This window comes from Sorangium sp. So ce327, from assembly GCF_051530205.1.
GTDB lineage: Bacteria > Myxococcota_A > Polyangia > Polyangiales > Polyangiaceae > Sorangium > Sorangium cellulosum_B.
Genome location: NZ_CP150330.1, coordinates 11,351,470 through 11,370,883 on the forward strand (window position 1 = coordinate 11,351,470; position 19,414 = coordinate 11,370,883).

Below are 19,414 nucleotides of genomic sequence, written 5' to 3' on the forward strand. Positions count from 1 at the left end.
TCTGCAGTCCGATTCACGCCTCGACAGCGCAGATCATGGATCATCCTGGACAGAGGAGCCGGGAGCGAGCGGCGCTCGCGCCATGTCGCCCACCGGGTGGGTGGTTCGCTCGTGATCCGTGAGGGGCGTTTCTTGTCAGGGCATGGCGAGACACGCCCCGCGACCTCCACCTGCCTGCCGCGGGACGTGGCGACCGCGGTCCCGTCCGACCAGCGCCCGCCTCCCCTGCCGTGCCGCGCAGCGGCGCCGGCCGAGCGGCGCTCCACCTCGGCCGCCGGCGAGTCTTTGCCTGCGGCGCCGTCCTGATGGTAGGGCAAACCCCGTGATGCACGCGCGGCGGAGCGGCGATCGATCCGGCGGGACCACGCTGGAGCAGGCGATCGCGCGTTTCCTGACCTACCTTACGGCCGAGCGGCGGGCCTCGCGCCACACCGTGGCGGCGTACCGGCGCGACCTCGAGCAGCTCGCGCGCTTCGCCCGCGAGAAGGCGGCCGCGAACGCCGATCACCGCCCTGCGCGAGCGCGCGGCAAGGCCCCGGCCACCGGCAAGGCCCCGGCCACCGGCGAGGCCCCCTCTCCGGACGAGGCCACGGCCGTGGATGGCCTCGACGTGCTCCTGCTGCGCAGCTGGCTGGGCTCGCTCGCGCGCACCCACGCGCCCGCCTCGATCGCGCGCAAGGTGGGCGCCGCCCGCGCCCTGCTCCGCTACCTGGAGCGGCGCGGCGAGGTCGACAAGAACGCGGCGGCCCAGCTCGCCCTGCCCAAGGTCCGGCGCCCGCTGCCGACCTTCCTGGACGTCGACGCCGCCGCCGAGGTCATGGAGATCCCCGGCGCCGAGACGGCCGAGGGGCTCCGCGACCGCGCCATGCTGGAGACCCTCTACGGCGCGGGCCTGCGCGTCTCCGAGCTCTGCGGGCTCGACCTCACCCACGTCGACCGGCGCCCGGCCGACAGGGCCGCGGTGCGCGTCGTCGGCAAGGGCGACAAAGAGCGGATCGTCCCGCTCGGCTCCCACGCCCTCGCCGCCATCGAGCGCTACCTCGAGCGGCGCGACGAGCTCGCCGATCCGACGACCGGCGCCCGCGATCCCCGCGCCCTCTTCCTGTCCCGCCGCGGCGCGCGCATCGGGGTGCGCCGCGTCCAGGCGCTCGTCCAGCGCTACGGCGCGCTCGGCGCCGGCCGGGCCGACCTGCACCCCCACGCGCTCCGGCACACCTGCGCGACCCACCTGCTCGACGGCGGCGCCGACCTCCGGGCCATCCAGAAGCTGCTCGGGCACGCCTCGCTCGCCACAACGCAGCGGTACACGCACGTCTCGATCGACCACCTGCTGAAGGTCTACGACGCCGCTCACCCCATGGCGCGGAAGCGGGGCCCGGCGTGAAGCGCGCCTCGAGCTCGCCGGGCCCCGCGGTCCCGACGCTGGCCCGCGCGTGGGCGGGGCGGCTCGCCAGGAGCGCGCTCGGCGCCAGCGTCTTCGGCGTCGTGGCCGCGTCGCTCGACGCCGGGTGGGCCACGGCGGGCGCCGGCGACGACGCCGCCTTCCAGCTCGCCACCTACCTCGCGGACACCGGGGTGTTCGCGCCCGTCGCGCTCGTCGTCGGGCTGCTCGCGGGCGCCTCCGCGATCGTTGTCGACCCGTCGAACCCGCCGTCGCCGGCCACGCTCGTGGGCGCGCTGCGGGTGCGGGCGATCGGCCGGCCCGCCGACATCGCGGCGTTCGTGCCGCTCGCGGTGCTCGCGGCCTTCCTCTGGATGACCCTGTCCGCCCACCTCGCCCGCGCCCTGCTCGGCCTCGAGGCCGCGCCCCTCCTGGTCGGCACCGCCGTCGCCGCGGGCGCGCTCGGCCTCGGCCTCATCGCGGGCCTCGCCGTGCTCGCCCTCACGCCGCCGCTCCGGCGCGCGCTCGCCAAGGCCAGCGACGGCCGCCCCGCCTGGGTCGATCCGGCGGTCACGGGCGGCGTCGCGCTCGCGATCGCCGCGGCCCTGTTCGCGTTCGGGGTCGCCACGGGCGGCGTCTCGGGCGAGGGCGGCTTCCTCGGCGTCTACGGCATCTTCAAGCGCCCCGAGCTCGACCTGCGCGCCCCGGCGCTCCTCCTGGTCGTCGCGCTCGCCGCCTTCCTCGCGCCGGTCGCCGTCCGGACGGCGCGCGCGCCGGTCGCGCTCCTGGCCGCGCTCCTGCCGCTCGCGCTCACCGCGCGCGCCGCCTCGGCGCTCAACGCGGAGCCCGCGGTGGCGCAGGCGATCGAGCGCGGCGCGCCCGTCGGAGGCAAGAGCCTCGCGGTCCTGCGCCGCCTCGCCGATCGCGACGGCGACCGCGCGGCCGCCCTGTTCGGCGGCGGGGACTGCGACGACCGCGACGCGCGCGTCCACCCGCTGGCCGAGGAGATCCTCGACAACGGCGTCGACGACGACTGCTCCGGCGGCGATCTGACGGCCGCCGCGCTCGCCGCGCTCGCCCCCGCCCCCAAGGCGGCCCCGGGCGCCGACTCGCGCGGGTCGTCCACCGCGCGCCTGCCGGCGGACCTGAACGTCGTCCTGGTCACCGTCGACACGCTCCGCTGGGACCTCGGCTACGCGGGCAACCCGCGGCCCGTGTCGCCGAACCTCGACGGCCTCGCGGCCCGCTCCACCGTGTTCGAGCGCGCGTACTCGCTCGCGTCCTACACGGGCAAGAGCGTCGGCCCGATGCTCATCGGCAAGTACGGGAGCGAGACCCACAGGAACTGGGGGCATTTCAACAAGTTCAGCGAGGAGGACACGTTCGTCGCCGAGCGCCTGAAGCGCGCCGGGGTGCGCACGATGAGCGTGCACGGGCACCGCTACTTCGGCAGCTTCGGCGGGCTCGATCGCGGCTTCGACGTGGTGGACATGTCCGCGGCGCCGCCGGAGGGCGCGCCCTGGGACGTCGACAACAAGGCGACGAGCGCCGCGCTGACCGACGCCGCGCTGCGGCTGATCGGGTCGGCCGACAACACGGGCGGGCGCTTCTTCCTGTGGGTCCACTACCTCGACCCGCACGCCGACTACCTCCGGCACGACGACGTTGCGGGCTTCGGCGCCGCCTCGCAGCGGGATCTCTACGACGGCGAGGTGGCCTTCACGGACCGGCACATCGGCCGGCTGCTCGACGCGATCGCGGCGGCGCCCTACGGCGGGCGCACGGCGATCGTCGTGACGAGCGATCACGGCGAGGCGTTCGGCGAGCACAAGATGTTCCGCCACGGCTTCGAGCTCTGGGAGGAGCTCGTGCGGGTGCCGCTGGTCGTCCACGTGCCGGGCGCGGCGCCGTCCCGGGTCTCGGCGCGGCGCAGCCTGATCGATATCGCGCCGACGCTGCTCGATCTGATGCGGGTGCCCGGGCCTGCCGAGGGCGCGGCCGCGAACGACTTCCTGTCGGGCGCGTCGCTCTTGCCCGACGTGTTCCTCGCCCCGGGCGAGCAGGCCCAGGCGCGCGACGTGCTGATCGACATGCCGGCGGGGCCGTACAACGACGCGCGGCGGTCGTTCCTCCGGGGCGACATGAAGCTGACGATCTCGGGCGGCGCCCGGTTCGAGCTCTACGACCTGGCGAGCGACCCGGAGGAGCGGAAGAACCTCTGGGGCACGACGGCGGCGAAGGAGATCGAGCCGTACTACGCGGCGGCGCGGGCGCGCCTCCGCGAGGTCCACGTGACCGGCCCCCGCAAGTGACCGGCGCCCGCAGGTAACCGCCACCCGACGCGACCGCCCCGTGACGCGGCCGGCCCGTGCGGCTGACCGCCAGCGCCGGTCGGTGTGGCCGGCCGCGCGGCGCGCGGGTCCGCCCTCGGCGGCGGACGGACCCGCGCTGGGCTCGCGCAAACGCGCCGGAAATTACTTGCGCATTAGCAACTAATGCGTAATAGACAATATTGTGAGTAAGCAAAAGGTCCTGGGCTCGCCGCTCGAGCGGTTCACGCGGATGATGTTCTCGCGCATCATCGCGGGGCTCGCGCGCGCGCTGCACGAGGAGGACTTCAGCGTGGCGCAGGTGGCCGCGCTGCACCTCGTCGATCAGGACGGCCCGGTGCGCGTCACCGCGCTCGCCACGTCGCTCGGGCTCTCGGCCTCGGCCGGGAGCCGGCTCGTCGATGGCCTGGTGCAGCGGGGGCTCCTGGCGCGGCAGGAGGATCCCGAGGATCGCCGCGCGAAGACGCTCGCGCTCACGCCGCTCGGCCGCCGCTTCGTCGACCAGGCGAGCGCGGAGCGGGTCCGGGTGATCCTGGAGACGGCCGGGTCGCTGCCGCCGGAGATCTCGGCGGCGATCCTGTCGGCGATCAGCGCGTTCCAGCGAGAGTGAGCCACGTTCACGGAACGTGGTGCGTGAAACCCCTTGTCCGAAGAGGAGGTCAGCATGGATATCGTCGTGTTTCTGTCTCATGAGCTCCCGGCGGCGCTCGGCGCGCTCCGGGAGGTGGCCCTGGCCGACGGCCCGCTCGCGCGCTTCGACCCGGAGCAGCGCGCCGTCCTGGAGGAGCTCGCGGCCCTGCACGGCGCCCGCGCCGACGTCGACGGGCTGCCGCGCGTCGCGCCCGAGGCGGTGGCCAGCGCGATCCCGGATCCGCACCGCCGCAAGCGGCTGGTGCAGCTCGCGCTCCTGACCGCGATGGCGGACGGCGAGGTGACGGCGGCCGAGGTGGACGCGATCGAGGCGCTCGCCCGGGCGCTCGGCGTGCGCGAGCAGGGCGTGGGCGTGCTCCGCCTCGTGGCGCGCGGCCACAGGGGGCTCGCCAAGGCCGCCGTGAGGCGCCGGCTCGTCGGCGCGTTCGCCGGCGAGGTCCTGAGGAAAGAGGGCCTGGCCGGCGTGCGCAGGCTCCTCGGGCCCTTCTTCCGCGCGGGCGCCGAGGATCGCTCGCGGGCCCTCCGCTACAAGCAGCTCGGGCTCCTGCCCGAGGGCACGTTCGGCCGGGTGTTCTGGGAGCACTGCACAGCGCGCGGCTTCCTGTTTCCCGGCGAGAGCCGGGACGCGATCCCGGAGCGCATGGTGTTCCACGATCTCGGCCACGTGCTCGCGGAGTACGACACCGATCCTGCGGGCGAGATCCAGGCCGGCTCGTTCCAGGCGGGGTTCGTCCGGCGCGACGGGTTCGCCTTCCTGCTCTTCGTGATGCTGCAGTTCCACCTCGGGATCCAGATCACGCCCGTCGCCGCGCCGCAGGTCGGGCTCTTCGAGGCGCGCAAGGTGCTGCGCGCGGTGGCGCGCGGCGCGGCCTGCAAGGTCGATCTGAGCGATCGCTGGGACTTCTGGGGCGTCGTTCACCTGCCGCTCGGCGAGGTGCGCGAGCGGTTCGGGATCCCGCCGCTCGCCGCGAGGGAGCCGCGACAACAGGCAGCCTGAAGGGCGCGCCTGCGCGGCGTCCATGAGGCCTCCGGGCGACAGAAGGGGGCCTCCCGGTGCGCGTCGAGCTCGACCGCCGTGAACATCGCCTTCTTGGCGAGGCGACCAGGGACACTTGCCGTCCGGGCACGGTTGGCTCAACGCCCCACCTGGGGTAGCCACGTCGCCGATGAGCCTGGCCGCGAGATCCGAAGCAGTCCCCCCGCCGCCGCTCCTCGACCGCGTTGACCTCCACCGCATCGAAGCCGCGCGGGCGCTGGATCCCCGCACGCGGTCCGAGCTGGGCCAGTTCCTCACGCCACCGCCGGTGGCGTCGTTCATGGCGTCGCTGTTCGAGCGGTCTTGCGAGGAAGTCCGCGTTCTGGACGCCGGCGCAGGCGTAGGCAGCCTCCTTGCAGCGTTCACGGCCAAGGCATGTGCCCGCGAGGTACGCCCGAGCGCGATCCGCGCGACGGGCTTCGAGATCGACCCGCGACTTGCAGCGCGCCTGCGTCGGACTGCGCGCGCGTGTCGCGACGAGTGCACCGGCGCCAGGATCAAGTTCACTGCCCACATCATCGAGGCCGACTTCATCCGGTCGGCCGTCGAGCAGCTCGATGGCGGACGGCTTCGCCCGAGCCTGCCGCGCTCGTTCACGCACGCGATACTGAATCCGCCGTACAAGAAGCTCAATTCGGGCACCGAGGCCAGGGCGGCGCTGCGGCGCGTGGGCATCGAGACCAGCAACCTGTACACGGCCTTTCTTGGGCTCGCGATCCTCCTCCTGGAGCCGGGCGGGGAGCTCGTGGCGATCACCCCTCGGAGCTTCTGCAACGGTCCTTACTTTCGAGCGTTCCGGGGGCTGTTCTTCCGAGAGATGGCGCTGAAACGCGTGCACGTCTTCGAGTCGCGCAAAGCGGCGTTCGCGGAGGACGAGGTCCTTCAAGAGAACGTCATCATTCACGCCGTCAAGGGCGGCCGGTGCACGTCCGTCACCATCTCGTCGTCGCGTGGGCCCGCAGACGGGCTGCTGTCAGTCCGTTCCGTGCCGTTTGAAGACGTCGTCCGGCCTGGAGATCCCGAGCTGTTTGTCCATGTGGTGCCGGACGACGCCGGGGAGAGGGTCGCGGCCACGTTCGCCCGCATGCCGTCCCGCTTGAAGGACTTGAACATCAGCGTTTCGACGGGCAAGGTCGTCGACTTCCGAGCGCGCGAGTTCTTGCGGCAGGAGCCCGACAGGAGCACCGGCCCGCTGATCTACCCGACGCACTTCGCGTCGGGCATCGTTCGCTGGCCCAAACGCGGCAAGAAGCCGAACGCCCTCGTAGAGGCGCCTGAGACGGCCGATCTCTGGATGCCCAGCGGGAACTACGTGCTCGTCAAGCGCTTCTCGTCGAAGGAAGAGCGGCGGCGGGTCGTCGCCGCTCTCTTCACGCCCGAGAGCGCGCCGGGAGACAGGATCGGGTTCGAGAACCACCTCAACGTGCTTCACCGAAGCGGCAAGGGGCTGCCGGCGGTGATGGCGCGCGGCCTCGTGGCCTTCTTGAACTCGACGCTCGTCGATACGCACGTTCGGCAGTTCAACGGGCACACCCAGGTGAACGCGACCGACCTGAGGAACCTCAGGTACCCGACCGTCGAGCAGATCGAGCGGCTCGGGCGGCGCGTGCCCGATCCTGGGCTTCCACAGGAGGAGCTCGACCCCATCGTCGAGCAGGTGCTGTGATGGCGAGGAGATCGAAAGCGCTCGCGCCGTTCTCCCCCCCTCTCTCCGCCCCGTTCTGCGGTAACCTCCTGCGCCACCCATGAGCGACCTCCGCCAGCCCGCCGAGACCAAGTACGAACACGAGCTCGCGGCCCTCGCCGCCAACGACACGGCGCCGAGGCCGCCCGGGTGGCGCCTGTCGCCGAGGGCCGTCGAGACCTACATCCTCGGCAGCGACAAACCCGTCGGCGGCGTCGCGATCACCCCCAAGTACATCGGCGATCGCGCCCTCGTGCAGGTCGCGCTCGCGACGCTCGCCTCCGACCGCGCTCTCATGCTCGTCGGCGAGCCGGGCACCGCCAAGAGCTGGCTCTCCGAGCACCTCTCCGCCGCCATCAGCGGCACGAGCGCCCTCGTCGTCCAGGGCACCGCGGGCACCAGCGAGGAGCACGTCAAATACGGCTGGAACTACGCCCTGCTCCTCGCCGAAGGGCCCTCGCAGAAGGCGCTCGTGCCCTCGCCCATCCTCCGCGCCATGCGCGACGGGCGCTTCGCGCGCTTCGAGGAGATCACCCGCACCTCGTCGGAGATCCAGGACGCGCTCATCTCCATCCTGTCCGAGAAGCAGATCGCCGTCCCCGAGCTCGACCAGGTCGTCCCCGCGCAGCGCGGCTTCAACCTCATCGCCACCGCCAACACCCGCGACCGCGGCGTCAACGAGATGAGCGCCGCGCTCAAGCGCCGGTTCAACTTCATCACCGTCCCCGTCGTCGACGACCTCGAGCAGGAGATCAGCATCGTGCAGAAGCGCGAGGCCGAGCTCCGCGGCGACTACCAGGTCGGCGTCGAGCCGCCCGCCGAGCTCGCCAAGCTGCTCGTCACGCTCTTCCAGGAGCTCCGCGCCGGCGTCACCAAGGACGGCAAGACCAAGGTGAAGACCCCGGGCTCCGTCCTGTCGACCGCGGAGGCCATCAGCGTGCTCTTCAACAGCGGCATCCTCGCGCAGCACTTCGGCACCGGGAAGGTGACCGCCGACGACCTCTCCCGCTCGCTGCTCGGCGCCGTGAGCAAGGAGGGCGGCGACGACCTCAAGGCCGTCCGCGAGTACTGCGAGACCGTGGCCAAGGGCCGCGCAGGGCTCTGGAAGGAGTTCTACGCCTCCGCCAAGAAGCGCCTCGCGATCTGACGGAAGGGACCCGATGGACCTCGACCGGCTCGCCGCCGTGCACCTCTTCCCGGTGCGCCACCACTCGCCGCGCTCCAGCGCGACGCTGCGCGCCTACCTCGACGAGGTGCGCCCGAAGGCGATCTTCGTCGAGGGCCCGAGCGACGCCACCTCGCTCCTCGAGGCGCTCGTCGACCCGAAGACCGTCCCGCCCGTGGCGATCCTCGGCTACCGCACCGACGGGGAGCCCGCGTCGTCCCTGTGGCCGTTCGCCGCCTACTCGCCCGAGTACGTGGCGGTGAAATGGGCCTTCGAGCACGGCGTGCGCGTCGAGCTCATCGACATCCCCGTCGGCACGACGCTCGCGCCGTTCGACGGCGCCCTGGTCGGCCACGACGACGCCGACGATCCGGGCGGCCACGAGCGCGAGATCGACGAGGACCGCGGCGAGCAACAAGGGGAACACGGCGGACACGGCGGACACGGCGAGCCCGGCGAGCACGCGGACGACGGCGGCGCAGGGGACGGCGGCGACGGCGGGCCCGCCAGCGCGGAGGGGGAGCAGGAGAGCATCTATGCGGCGTGCGCGCGCGCCCGGGGCTTCCGCTCGTTCGAGGAGTTCTGGGAGGCCTCGTTCGAGGCGCCCCGCTACGATCCCGGGCCGTTCCGCGAGGCCCTGCTCGCGTACGCCGACCTCGTGCGCAGCGACGGGGACCGGCTGATCCACCGGGCGCGCGACGCGTACATGGCGCGGAGCATCCTCGAGCGCATGGGGCCGGACCTCGCCCCGAACGAGGTCGCGGCCGTGCTCGGCGCGGCGCACGCGGCGGCGTTCGCGGCGCGCGACGTCGATCCGGCGCTGGAGGCGCGGCTGCCGGCGCCGATCCCGTGCGCCGTGACGCTCATCCCGTTCAGCTTTCCGCGGCTCTCCGAGCAGCTCGGCTACGGCGCGGGCAACCGGGCGCCGCAGTACTACCAGCGCGCGCACGACGCGGGCGGCGACTTCCGGCGCGCCACCCTCGAGGTGCTGATCGACTTCACCGAGCACCTCCGCCTCCGCGGCTTCATGGCCTCGCTCGCCGACACGATCGAGGCCTTCCGCCTCGCGGTCTCGCTCGCCGAGCTCCGCGGCAAGGCGGAGCCCGGCCTCGACGAGGTGCGCGAGGCGACGATCGCCACGATGTGCCGCGGCGACGCCACGCACGTCGACGGCTTCCTCTGGCCGGCCGTCATCGGGCGCAACGTGGGCCGCGTCGGGGGCGGCATCGGGAAGAACTCGCTCCAGGAGGAGTTCTGGCGCGAGGTGCGCGAGCGCAGGCTCCCCGCCACCGACGCGCCCGAGTCGTTCCGGCTGTCGCTCACGAACGAGGTCGAGGTCGGGACGAGCGTGCTCCTGCACCGGCTCCGCATCGCGAAGATCCCTTACGCGGCGTACGCCGGCACCCGGGCGGCCGGGCGGGGCGGCGCGGGCGCTCGCGGGCAGCGGCGCGGGCAGGCGGCGAACGAGGTGCCGCCGGACGAGCTGCTCCGGCAGCTGAGCGAGACGTGGGAGGCGCAGTGGACGCCGGCGACCGACGTGGCGCTCGTCGAGAAGATCGTCCTCGGCGACACGCTGGAGCAGGTGGCGACGCGGCTGCTCGAGGAGGATCTCGCGGCGTGCCACACGACCGGCGAGGCCGCCGACGTGCTGCTGAACGCCGTGCTCGCGTCGAGCGCCCGCGCGGCGGCCTCGGCGCTCGACGCGTGCGACCGGTTCGCCGCGGGCGACAGCGATCTGCCGTCGCTCGCCCGGGCGTGCCGCGCCTTCGCGGGGCTCGCGTCGTTCGGATCGTCGCGCTCGCTGTCGTCGCTCGGCGACGGGGTGATCGCGACGATGCTGGAGAAGACGTTCGCGCGCGCGGTCCTGCGCGTCCACGGCGGCTGCACGGGCAGCGACGAGGCGGTCGCCCCGGCCAAGGAGGCGCTGCGCACGCTGCACGACGTGGCCCTGTCGCAGCCGATCGTCGACCGCGCCGCGTGGTTCGAGGCGGCGCGGGCGCTCGTGGACAGCGACGCGGTGAACCCCACGGCGTCGGGCCTCGCGTGCGGGCTGCTCTACCTGGCGCAGGTGATCGATGACGCGGAGGTAGCGCGGATCGTCGGCCTGCGGCTCGGGAGCGCGGCCCCGCCCGAGGCGGCGGCGTCGTTCCTGGCCGGCTTCCTCGAGGTGAACGCGCTGGTGCTCGTGAAGAGCCGCCCCGTGGTCGAGGCGCTCGACGCGTTCCTCGGGGGCATCCTTCCCGAGCGCTTCAAGGACACGCTCCCGGTCCTGCGGCGCGCGTTCGGGGCGCTCGGCGCGACCGAGCGGCGGTACCTGCTCGAGAACGTGCTCGCCTCGCGGAAGCTCGGGGACAAGGCCCGCGCGGCGCAGGCCGTGCTCCTGGAGAAGGACCGCGAGAAGCTGAAGGAGATGAGCGAGGACCTGTCGCAGGCGATGGACGACCTCGACGACCTGCTCTGACGCCGGGCCGTGACGGCGCCGCGCCGCCCGCCGCCCTCACGCGGCCGGCCGGCCAGCGGGGCTCGCTCGCCTCACTCCTCCCGGCCGGCCCGCGACCAGCCGCCGACGTTGACGTCCGGGTGCTCCGCCAGGAAGCTCTGCAGGCCGGGCGGCGGGGACGCCCACGCCGCGAGGCGCTCCGGCGCCTTCTTGGCGGGCACCACCGCCGAGCGCGAGTAAGAGCTCCACGCGCCGTCGCCGCAGGCATAACACGCAGCGCGCGCGAGCTTCGCGGTCACCCGGAGCGCCCCCCGCGCGTCGTAGGCCGGCGCGATCTGCACGAGCTCCGGCGCATCCCGCTCTTGCCGAGCGGCCTCCGGGTCGTCCTCGTCTTCGTCGAGGAGCGCCTCGGCCTCGCCCTGCAGCGCCGGCACGCCGGACACCTCGGCGAGCAGGTTGACGATCGCCCCCTTGTCGGCGTCCCACACCGTGAACCCCACGCCCACGAAGCCGTGTGCGCCGCACGCGTAGGTGTACGTCCGCTCCTCGATGAACAGGTACGGCCCGACGCTCCCGATCGCCTCCGCCTCGTGCTGGATCACGTTGCTCCCGTCCGCGTCCGACGGCGCGATCACCTGCTGGCGCGCGCCCGTCCCGCGCAGCACGAGCTCCGCGCGGCTCGCGGTGCCCTCGCCCGGCTCGCGCGTCTCGTCGGGCCCGAAGTCGCAGGCCGAGGTCTCCACCTTCACCTCGCGCACCTCCCAGCGCCACTCCCCTCGACCGGTCGCCACGACGATCCCCGGTTCCTCGCGGATCACCGCGCCTTCCTCGGTGAGGTGCCATGTCCTCGGCGGCCCATCGCCCGTGCGGCCCCAGACGAGGATCTCCCCGCCGAGCGCGGCGCCCTCAGCGCCCTTGGACTCGGACGAACGCGGGGCAGGCGAAGGCGGGACCTCGAGGGCAACGGGAAGAGCCGACTGCGGGCGGGCGGCGCAGCCGGAGATCAGCGCAAGCAAAGCGATCGACGTGGCGAGTCGGGGGCGCGGCATGCCGGCCCGAAACAGCACGACGCGTGCCGCAGGGCGCTGTCAGGAAAGGCCGCGCCGTGCTGGGGGCGGGTGTCTCCGCAGGCCCACACCGCGTGGCAGCCGGGAACCATCATGGCCCTTCAGAGGGGCAGGAGGGGTCGGCCACGTCGCCACGAAGGCGCGCTCGCCCGGGTCAATGGCTCGCCGGGCGAGGACGATCCGCGCCCCAAAGCGAGAGCGATCGTGACGGTCGTCGTCGTGCTCGGCGAGCTGCCCCGCGAGCGCTCGACCCTCCTGATCCGGCTGATGGGCGGTCGGCGCGTGCTGCGTGAGGCGATCGAAGAGCTCCGCCAGTTACCGGAAGACGCTCCGGAACGCGCCATCGCGCTCGGCCCTCTGCTACGCTTCCGAGCGGCGCTCGTCGAGCCCGGACCGGCGACACCCGAGGAAGAGGAGTTTGTCATGACCACCCAGGAGCTCGTCGAGCAGTTCATCGAGCAGGGGCGCAAGCAGGGGATGGCGCAGGGGATGGCGCAGGGGACGATCGAGCTGTACGAAGCGCGGTTCGGCCCCATGCCGCCAGCGCTGCGGTCCGCCGTGGAAGCCATGCGCGACCTGCCGACGCTCCGGAGGTGGCACCTGCTCGCCGGAACCGGGACACGCGACGAGGTGCATGACGCGATAGCCACCGATCCGGCTGGGCGCTCGTCCTGACACCTGGGCCGCCAAGCGGCCGCGACCGGAAGCGATAAGCTGCTCACCGCCCTCGCGCAGGGGGCCCTCCGGCCTCACCCAGCCCCGCGACCGGCTCGCACGCGACGGCGCGCTCGATGGCGGCGCGAAGCCAGCTGTGGCCCTCGTCGCCCTCGCAGCGCTCCGGCCAGACGAGCGTCAAGGTGTAGCCCCTCGCCTCGAGCGGACACGGACGCACCACGAGATCGAGCTTCCGGGCCAGCGCCACGGCGACCCGCGCGGACACGGTGAGCAGCAGGTCAGAGCCGGAGAGGATGAACGGAGCGACGAGGAAATGCGACACGGTCAGGGTCACCCGACGGCGCAGCCCCCGCGCTGCCAGCTCCTGATCGATGACGTTGTGGTCCTCTCCGTGCGGCGAGATCATCAGGTGCTCGCAGGCAGCGTAACGCGCCGCCGTGAGCGCCTTCCGGGAGGCCGGGTGGCCCCGGCGCATCAGGCAGACGAGCTGCTCGGCCGCGAGCTGCGTGGACCGGCATCCGTCGGGCACCGGCCCGCCGCGCCCCAGCTTGGCGTCGAGCTCGCCGCGGCGCAGGAGCTCGGCGAAATCCTGCGGGATGTTGCGGCAACGCAGGTTGACGTGCGGCGCCTCGGCGGCGAGGATCCTGGTCAACGGCGGGAGCACGAGCAGCTCCAGGTTGTCGGTCGCGACGAGCCGGAACGTGCGGGTCGAGCGCCTCGGGTCGAACCGCTCGGCCTGGCCGAAGACCTGCTCGAGCCGCTCGACGGCCTCGGCTGCTCTCGGCAAGAGGTCCCGCGCGCGCTCGCTCAACGTCATCTGCCTGCCCACCTGGACGAGCAACGGATCCCCGAAATGGGCGCGCAGCCGTGAAAGCGCGTGGCTCATCGAGGGCTGCGTCACGCCCACCCGGCGCGCTGCGCGCGTGACGCTCCTCTCCTGAAGCAGAGCGTGCAAGGCCACGACAAGGTGGGTGTCCACCGACTGCAGGCGCATGGTCGATGGATACCACGCCGACCCATAGACATCACCTATGTGTTGGCGCGCCTGCTATCGATTCGACGTTCGATCCGCCGGCGCGTATCTCTGGTCTCCGGCGGGCTCGTGCCGCCGCACGGAGCCGGAGCCCCCAGGACGCCCCCAACCCAGGAAGCTGCCATGATCATCGAATACATTCGCTACACGATCCCCGCAGAGCAAGAGCAGGCGTTCCTGTCCGCTTATCGCGCTGCGGCCACGGAGCTGCGCGGCTCCGTGCATTGCCTCGACTACGAGATCTCCCGATGCACCGAGGAGCCGGCGAGCTTCGTCGTCCGCATCCGCTGGGACTCGCTGGAAGGCCACCTCCAGGGGTTTCGCAAGGAGGCGTCGTTCCCGTCATTCTTCGCCAAGGTGAAGCCCTTCTACGGGTGCATCCAGGAGATGAGGCACTATGCCTTGACCGACGTCGCCGGCGCGGGGAGCCACCCTGGCGGCTGAACGAGCGCGCGTACGACGCGGGCTCCCCTGGTTTCGCGCAGGCCATCGTGCGATGCTCCCTTGATGACGCGGAAGATCGCATCGTTCCAGGCGCTCGCTCTCGGACGGTCGCTCTCGCTGCTTCTGCTCCTCGTCCACTGCACGAGCACGCCGAGCCCGACGACCTCGGCCGCGACCCCGGACGCTCCGCCTGGCCGAGGGCCTGGCTCGATTGCGGAGCAGGGGCCCGGCCCCGAGCCGGCCCCCGAGCAGGGGTCGGCCCGAGGGCCCGAGCCCGAGACCGGCGGCGCGCCGACGTCCGATCCCGACCAGAGCCCTGCCTCCGGTCACGCGCCCAGAGCGGATCTCCCGCCGCCCACCAGACCAGCGCGATGCGCTGCTCCGGCCCGACCTGCTCCGGACTTCGTCGACTGCGTCGGCCGCGAGGTCTTCGCCGCCGGCTGCTGCTACCCCAGCTTCGAAGCGGCCTGTGCGGGCATCGGCTGCTCTCTGACGGCCTGCGAGCTCTTGAAATCGAGCCCCCCGCAGGCCGGATGCACCCGCTGATGTCCATGCACCCGGAGGGCGCGGCGATGGGCAGCTCTCGACAACAGCCATGTCCGCCGCGACGGCCCGGTCGCTCGTCGCCGTGGGTGCATAGGCCCGTCTCGGCGCTCCTCATGCTCCTCGTGGCGGGCGCCACGCTCGCGGCCTGCTCCAGGGTCACCGGCGCGCCGAAGGGCCGCGAGGCAGCGCCGGAGCGCGACAGCGCCTGCGCGGATCCCGCGAAGCCCAAAGCGTACTTCTATCCAGCGGAGAACCGGACGGACTACGCGCCTGACGACCCCTGGAAAGACGGCTGCGCCATGCTGGTGCCAGATCATCTGTTCTGCTGCCCGGAGAAGGCGCCCGCCGCGCCGCGGTAACAGGTCCTACCAAAGCGGACCACCAGGCTCCGCAGGGGAGCGCGCTCTGACGGCCCGCGCGCGGGCCATCGCCGGTGCCGCAAAATGCGGCATGTCGTACTTTGCGGCGGCGTCGAGCGGCGTTGGCTCGCCGCGCGCCACCTGCGCTACGACGTCGGGCATGAAGCTGGCGCGCAAGCTCACGCTCGCCCTGGTGTTCGGGGTCTTCCTTGTGCTCGCGCTGAGCGCCTACGTGCAGATCCGCAGAGAGTCCAAGACCTTCGAGAACGACGTCCAGCGGGACCATCACGCGATGGGCCGCGCGCTGGCCGCCGCCATCACGGGGGTGTGGCGCACGGAAGGGCCCGCGCGGGCGCTGCGCCTCGTCGAGGACGCCAACGAGCGCGAGAGGCAGGTGGACCTCCGGTGGGTCTGGCTCGACGAGCAGGCGGATGACGCCCATCGGCCCCGCCTCGCGCCGGAGCTGCTCGTCCCCGTCTCGCGAGGGCAGGCGGTCGTGCACAGGCTCCCTCGCGAAGACGCGGACGTGCTCGTCACGTGCGTGCCAGTGCCGGTGACCGGCGATCGCGTCGGCGCGCTGGAGCTCTCCGAGTCGCTGGCGGGAGCCCGCCGCACCATCCACGGCATGATCCTGAACACGGCGGTCACGACGGCCGCTCTGACGCTGGTATGCGGGTTGCTCGCGACGTCCCTCGGAGTCGGGCTGGTGGGACGTCCCATGCGCACGCTGATCGATCAGGCGCGGCGGATCGGCGCGGGCGATCTCTCCCGGCGCCTGTCGCTGCGCCAGGAGGACGAGATCGGAGAGCTCGGACGGGAGATGGACGCGATGTGTGATCGCCTCGCCGCGGCGAACCGGAAGCTCGAGTCCGAGGCGACCGCGCGGCTCGCCGCGCTCCAGCAGCTCCGCCACGCCGAGCGGCTCGCCACGGTCGGCAAGCTCGCGTCCGGGATCGCACACGAGCTGGGAGCGCCCCTCCAGGTCATCGCGGGGCGCGCGCGCATGCTCGTCGACGGAGACGTCACGGGAGATGAGGTGCCGGCCAACGGGCAGATCATCCTCGAGCAGTCGCAGCGGATGACGCAGATCATCCGCCAGCTGCTCGATTTCGCCCGGCGCCGTAGCGCAGAGAAGCAGGAGACACCGCTGAGGAGCGTCATTCACAGCACGTTCGTCATGCTGAGGCCGCTGGCCGAGAAGCAGGGCGTCACGATGGTCCAGGAAGAAGGAGACACGCCGGAGCTTGTCGTCCACGCCGACGCCGACCAGCTCCAGCAGGCGCTCACCAACGTGGTGGTCAACGCGATCCAGGCTATGCCGTCCGGCGGCACGCTGACCGTCGGCCTCCGGGCAGAGCGCGCCAGTCCCCCGGCCGACCAGGGAGGGGCCGAAGGGGAGTATGTCGCGCTGTCCGTTCGTGACGAGGGGCAGGGCATGCCGGCCGACGTCCTGGAGCACATCTTCGAGCCGTTCTTCACGACCAAGCCCGTGGGCGAAGGGACCGGGCTCGGCCTGTCGGTCGCCTACGGCATCCTCAAGGAGCACGGCGGCTGGATCCACGTCGACAGCCGGGAGGGCTCCGGGAGTCGCTTCACGATGATGCTGCCGCGGGGGAACTCATGACAGGGCGCGTCCTGATCGTCGATGACGAGCGCGGCGTCTGCGAGCTCCTCGACGCCGGGCTCAGGAAGCGCGGGTTCCGGACGGCGTGGCGGACGTCGGCCGCCGACGCGTTCGAGCTCCTCGGCATGGAGGATTTCGACGTCGTGGTCACCGACATGACCATGCGCGGCATGAGCGGCCTCGATCTCTGCGAGCGGATCGTCCAGAACAGGCCCGATCTCCCGGTCATCGTCATCACCGCGTTCGGGAGCCTCGACACCGCCACGTCCGCCATCCGCGCCGGCGCGTACGACTTCGTGACCAAGCCGTTCGAGCTCGACGCGCTCCGGCTCACCGTGGAGCGCGCCCTGCGCCACCGCGCCCTCCGCGAGGAGGTGCGCCGCCTGCGGCGCGCCGTGGCCGACGCCCACGGCTACGAGCAGATCCTCAGCGGCAGCCCGGTGATGAGGAGCGTGTTCGACCTGCTCGATCGCGTCGCCGACTCGGACACCTCGATCCTCATCACGGGAGAGAGCGGGACCGGCAAGGAGCTCGTCGCCCGCGCCGTGCACCAGCGCAGCCGGCGGAGCGAGGGCGCGTTCGTGGCGGTCAATTGCGCCGCGGTCCCGGACGCCCTCCTCGAGAGCGAGCTCTTTGGCCACGCGCGGGGCGCGTTCACCGACGCCAAAGGGGCCAGGAGCGGCCTGTTCGCGCGGGCCCACGGCGGAACCCTGTTCCTCGACGAGATCGGCGAGCTGCCGATCGGGCTCCAGCCCAAGCTCCTGCGCGCCCTCCAGGAGCGCGTCGTCCGGCCCGTCGGCGCCGACGAGGAGCTCCCGGTGGACGTCCGGCTCATCGCCGCGACGAACCGCGACCTCGAGACAGCGTTCGAAGAGCGCCGCTTCCGCGAGGATCTCTACTACCGGATCAACGTGGTCCACGTCGACCTGCCGCCGCTCCGCTCCCGCGGCGCCGACGTGCTGCTTCTCGCGCAGCATTTCCTCGAGCACTTCGCGACCGTCAAGGCGAGGCCCATCCAGGGCCTCTCGGCGCCCGCGGCGGAGAAGCTCATGGCCTATGCGTGGCCCGGCAACGTGCGCGAGCTCCAGAACTGCATCGAGCGGGCGGTCGCGCTCGCGCGGTACGATCACATCACCGTCGACGACCTGCCCGAGAAGATCCGCACGTACCGGCGCTCCCACGTCCTTGTCTCGAGCGACGACCCGACCGAGCTCGTCCCCATGGAGGAGGTCGAGCGGCGCTACATCCTGCGCGTCCTCGAGGTGGTCGGCGGGAACAAGAGCCAGGCGGCGCAGATCCTGGGCTTCGACAGGGCGACCCTCTACCGGAAGCTCGAGCGGTACGGCATGCGCGGAGGACGCTCGAGCGACCCGAAGCCGTGATTGCCCGGCGGCCTCGCAGCAGCGCCCGGCCGCGCGCTCGACAAGGCGCGCCGCCGCGCCTTGTCGAGCGCGCGCCGCGGCCTCCCAGGGCGCGCGACTCCGCTCCTCGTCGGCCTGTTGCACAACGCGACACCCGCAGCTGCTGGCGGAAAACACGCTCCCAGGCGCGCCGCGCGGCCGCGCGCCTCCTGCGTGACTGGCATGCGAGCTGCCTGCGGGCCGGTCGCGCAGATGAGCACCACCACGCCGGAGTCCGCCGCTGCGAACCGGAGCGTCGCTGTCGACTGGAACGCTCTCGCGAACGCCTTCGACAACAGCGCTCAACACATCCGCTATTTCCTTCACCTCGAGACGGGCGCGGTGATCCGGCTCGTCGACGGGCTCGCCGACCCGGACACGCGCGCGCGCGTCGAGGAGGATCCGGGCTGCGTGCGCGTCGAGGCCATCGGCGCGCCGGAGCAGTACCGATGGCTGCAGGCGTTCATCCCGACGGTCGACGACCTCGAGCTCCAGCTGCTGCTCCTGCAGTGCCTCCAGGGGCGGGGGGCGTTTCGGCGGTTCAAGGCCGTGCTCTCTGGCAGGCCGGAGCAGCTCCGACGCTGGCGCGTCTTCCGGCTCGCGCAGATCCGTGCCACCATCCTCGCGTGGTTTCACACCCGCGGTCTGATACCGGCTTCGTTCGAGCATGCGTGGCCCAGCGAAAGCGCTGAGCCGAGGAGATCTCACGCCGCCGACTCGGCTCGCCAGCGGCTCCACGCGGCGGCGAGCGCCCTCGCGCCCGGCGATCTCCACGCGCTCACGTCGCTCGCAGAGTTCCTGCGCGCGACGCGCTCCAGCCTGCCGATTCCCGCGGTTTCATCGAGGGGCGACGCAGAGCGCCCCGGTGGCCTGGGCCCGTGACAGCGGGCCATGGAGACGCGATCATGAACGAGTTCGACGATAAACGAGATGTGACGAGCCGCCCGAGCCCCCGCCGCTGGCTCGTCGCGCGGCGAGCCACGGGCCTCGGGCCCTGGGTCGCCGGCGCCGTGCTCACGGCGATGGCCCTGGGCTCGATCGCCTGCGGCGGCGTCACCACGTTCGAAGGAGGGAAGGCGCTCGCCGTCGTGGGCCGGCCGCCCGCGCCGCCCCCGCCGCCTCCGCCGCCCCCGCCGGAGCGCGTGGTCGTGACGGACGACAAGATCATCATCAACGAGAAGATCCAGTTCGAATACGACCAGGCGACGATCCGGACGGAGTCCCACAGCTTGCTGGACGAGGTCGTCAGCACGATCAAGAAGCACACGCACATCAAGAAGATCGCGATCGAGGGTCACGCGAGCGCCGAGGGGTCGGAGGACCACAACCTGAAGCTCTCGGACCGCCGCGCCAAGGCCGTGATGAAGTACCTCGTCGACCACGGGATCGCCGCCGGTATGCTCACCGCCAAGGGCTTCGGCAAATCGAAGCCCATCGCGGACAACGACACGCCCGAGGGGCGCGAGAAGAACCGTCGCGTCGAGTTCAACATCGTCGAGCAGGACACCGCGCAGAAGACCGCGGACGCCGCGAAATGAACGCTGGTCCGAAGCCGCCCGTGAGCGGCGCTCCCCGCAAG

At 72.4% G+C, this 19,414-nt stretch carries 17 protein-coding genes; 15 read left to right on the forward strand and 2 right to left on the reverse strand.

What is annotated here, in order from left to right:
* Positions 1–325 precede the first annotated feature (325 nt).
* The 7 genes from WME95_RS42570 to WME95_RS42600 all read left to right on the forward strand — a co-directional run bounded on the left by WME95_RS42570 (position 326) and on the right by WME95_RS42600 (position 10,708).
* A complete protein-coding gene (locus tag WME95_RS42570) occupies positions 326–1,384 on the forward strand; it encodes a tyrosine recombinase XerC (RefSeq protein WP_437911086.1) in 1,059 nt (352 codons plus the stop codon).
* Positions 1,381–3,693: a sulfatase-like hydrolase/transferase gene (locus WME95_RS42575; protein WP_437904979.1), complete on the forward strand. Its 2,313-nt coding sequence runs from the start codon at positions 1,381–1,383 to the stop codon at positions 3,691–3,693. Before WME95_RS42570 ends, WME95_RS42575 begins: the two co-directional genes overlap by 4 nt.
* A 202-nt stretch (positions 3,694–3,895) precedes the next feature.
* Positions 3,896–4,321, forward strand: coding sequence for a MarR family winged helix-turn-helix transcriptional regulator (locus tag WME95_RS42580; RefSeq protein ID WP_437904980.1), 426 nt, complete (start codon positions 3,896–3,898; stop codon positions 4,319–4,321).
* A gap of 54 nt (positions 4,322–4,375) precedes the next feature.
* Positions 4,376–5,359, forward strand: a complete 984-nt coding sequence (locus WME95_RS42585; protein ID WP_437904981.1) for a hypothetical protein — start codon at positions 4,376–4,378, stop codon at positions 5,357–5,359.
* A 169-nt stretch (positions 5,360–5,528) separates the two neighbouring features.
* Positions 5,529–7,064 carry an Eco57I restriction-modification methylase domain-containing protein gene (locus WME95_RS42590; protein ID WP_437904982.1) on the forward strand — a complete coding sequence of 512 codons (1,536 nt, stop codon included), beginning with the start codon at positions 5,529–5,531 and terminating at the stop codon, positions 7,062–7,064.
* Positions 7,065–7,143: 79 nt separating this feature from the next.
* Positions 7,144–8,229, forward strand: a complete 1,086-nt coding sequence (locus WME95_RS42595) for an ATP-binding protein (RefSeq protein ID WP_437546245.1) — start codon at positions 7,144–7,146, stop codon at positions 8,227–8,229.
* Between the two features lie 13 nt (positions 8,230–8,242).
* Complete coding sequence (locus WME95_RS42600; protein WP_437904983.1) at positions 8,243–10,708, forward strand: DUF5682 family protein; 2,466 nt, start codon at positions 8,243–8,245, stop codon at positions 10,706–10,708.
* 71 nt (positions 10,709–10,779) lie between these two features.
* Here WME95_RS42600 and WME95_RS42605 read toward each other — a convergent pair whose 3' ends face one another.
* On the reverse strand, positions 10,780–11,736 hold the full coding sequence (locus WME95_RS42605; RefSeq protein ID WP_437904984.1) for a hypothetical protein: 957 nt from the start codon (positions 11,734–11,736) through the stop codon (positions 10,780–10,782).
* Between the two features lie 237 nt (positions 11,737–11,973).
* Here WME95_RS42605 and WME95_RS42610 point away from each other — a divergent pair, with 237 nt between their 5' ends.
* A complete protein-coding gene (locus tag WME95_RS42610) occupies positions 11,974–12,429 on the forward strand; it encodes a hypothetical protein (protein ID WP_437904985.1) in 456 nt (151 codons plus the stop codon).
* A gap of 43 nt (positions 12,430–12,472) precedes the next feature.
* Here the strand turns inward: WME95_RS42610 and WME95_RS42615 are convergent, their stop codons facing one another.
* The gene (locus tag WME95_RS42615) at positions 12,473–13,423 is read right to left on the reverse strand and encodes a LysR family transcriptional regulator (RefSeq protein ID WP_437904986.1); all 951 of its coding nucleotides are present in this window, start codon (positions 13,421–13,423) and stop codon (positions 12,473–12,475) included.
* Positions 13,424–13,585: 162 nt separating this feature from the next.
* On the opposite strand from WME95_RS42615, the gene WME95_RS42620 reads away from it, so the two are divergent.
* The 7 genes from WME95_RS42620 to WME95_RS42650 all read left to right on the forward strand — a co-directional run bounded on the left by WME95_RS42620 (position 13,586) and on the right by WME95_RS42650 (position 19,373).
* Positions 13,586–13,906, forward strand: coding sequence for a putative quinol monooxygenase (locus WME95_RS42620; protein ID WP_437712298.1), 321 nt, complete (start codon positions 13,586–13,588; stop codon positions 13,904–13,906).
* A gap of 63 nt (positions 13,907–13,969) precedes the next feature.
* The gene (locus WME95_RS42625) at positions 13,970–14,452 is read left to right on the forward strand and encodes a hypothetical protein (RefSeq protein WP_437904987.1); all 483 of its coding nucleotides are present in this window, start codon (positions 13,970–13,972) and stop codon (positions 14,450–14,452) included.
* 113 nt (positions 14,453–14,565) lie between these two features.
* A complete protein-coding gene (locus WME95_RS42630; protein ID WP_437904988.1) occupies positions 14,566–14,811 on the forward strand; it encodes a hypothetical protein in 246 nt (81 codons plus the stop codon).
* A 160-nt stretch (positions 14,812–14,971) separates the two neighbouring features.
* Positions 14,972–16,435 carry a sensor histidine kinase gene (locus WME95_RS42635; RefSeq protein ID WP_437904989.1) on the forward strand — a complete coding sequence of 488 codons (1,464 nt, stop codon included), beginning with the start codon at positions 14,972–14,974 and terminating at the stop codon, positions 16,433–16,435.
* Positions 16,432–17,817, forward strand: coding sequence for a sigma-54-dependent transcriptional regulator (locus WME95_RS42640; protein WP_437904990.1), 1,386 nt, complete (start codon positions 16,432–16,434; stop codon positions 17,815–17,817). The genes WME95_RS42635 and WME95_RS42640 overlap by 4 nt, the downstream gene beginning before the upstream one ends.
* Positions 17,818–18,048: 231 nt before the next feature.
* Positions 18,049–18,717 (forward strand): UPF0158 family protein, encoded by a 669-nt coding sequence (locus WME95_RS42645; RefSeq protein WP_437904991.1) that lies wholly within the window; start codon positions 18,049–18,051, stop codon positions 18,715–18,717.
* 23 nt (positions 18,718–18,740) lie between these two features.
* A complete protein-coding gene (locus WME95_RS42650) occupies positions 18,741–19,373 on the forward strand; it encodes an OmpA family protein (RefSeq protein WP_437904992.1) in 633 nt (210 codons plus the stop codon).
* Positions 19,374–19,414: the final 41 nt, after the last annotated feature.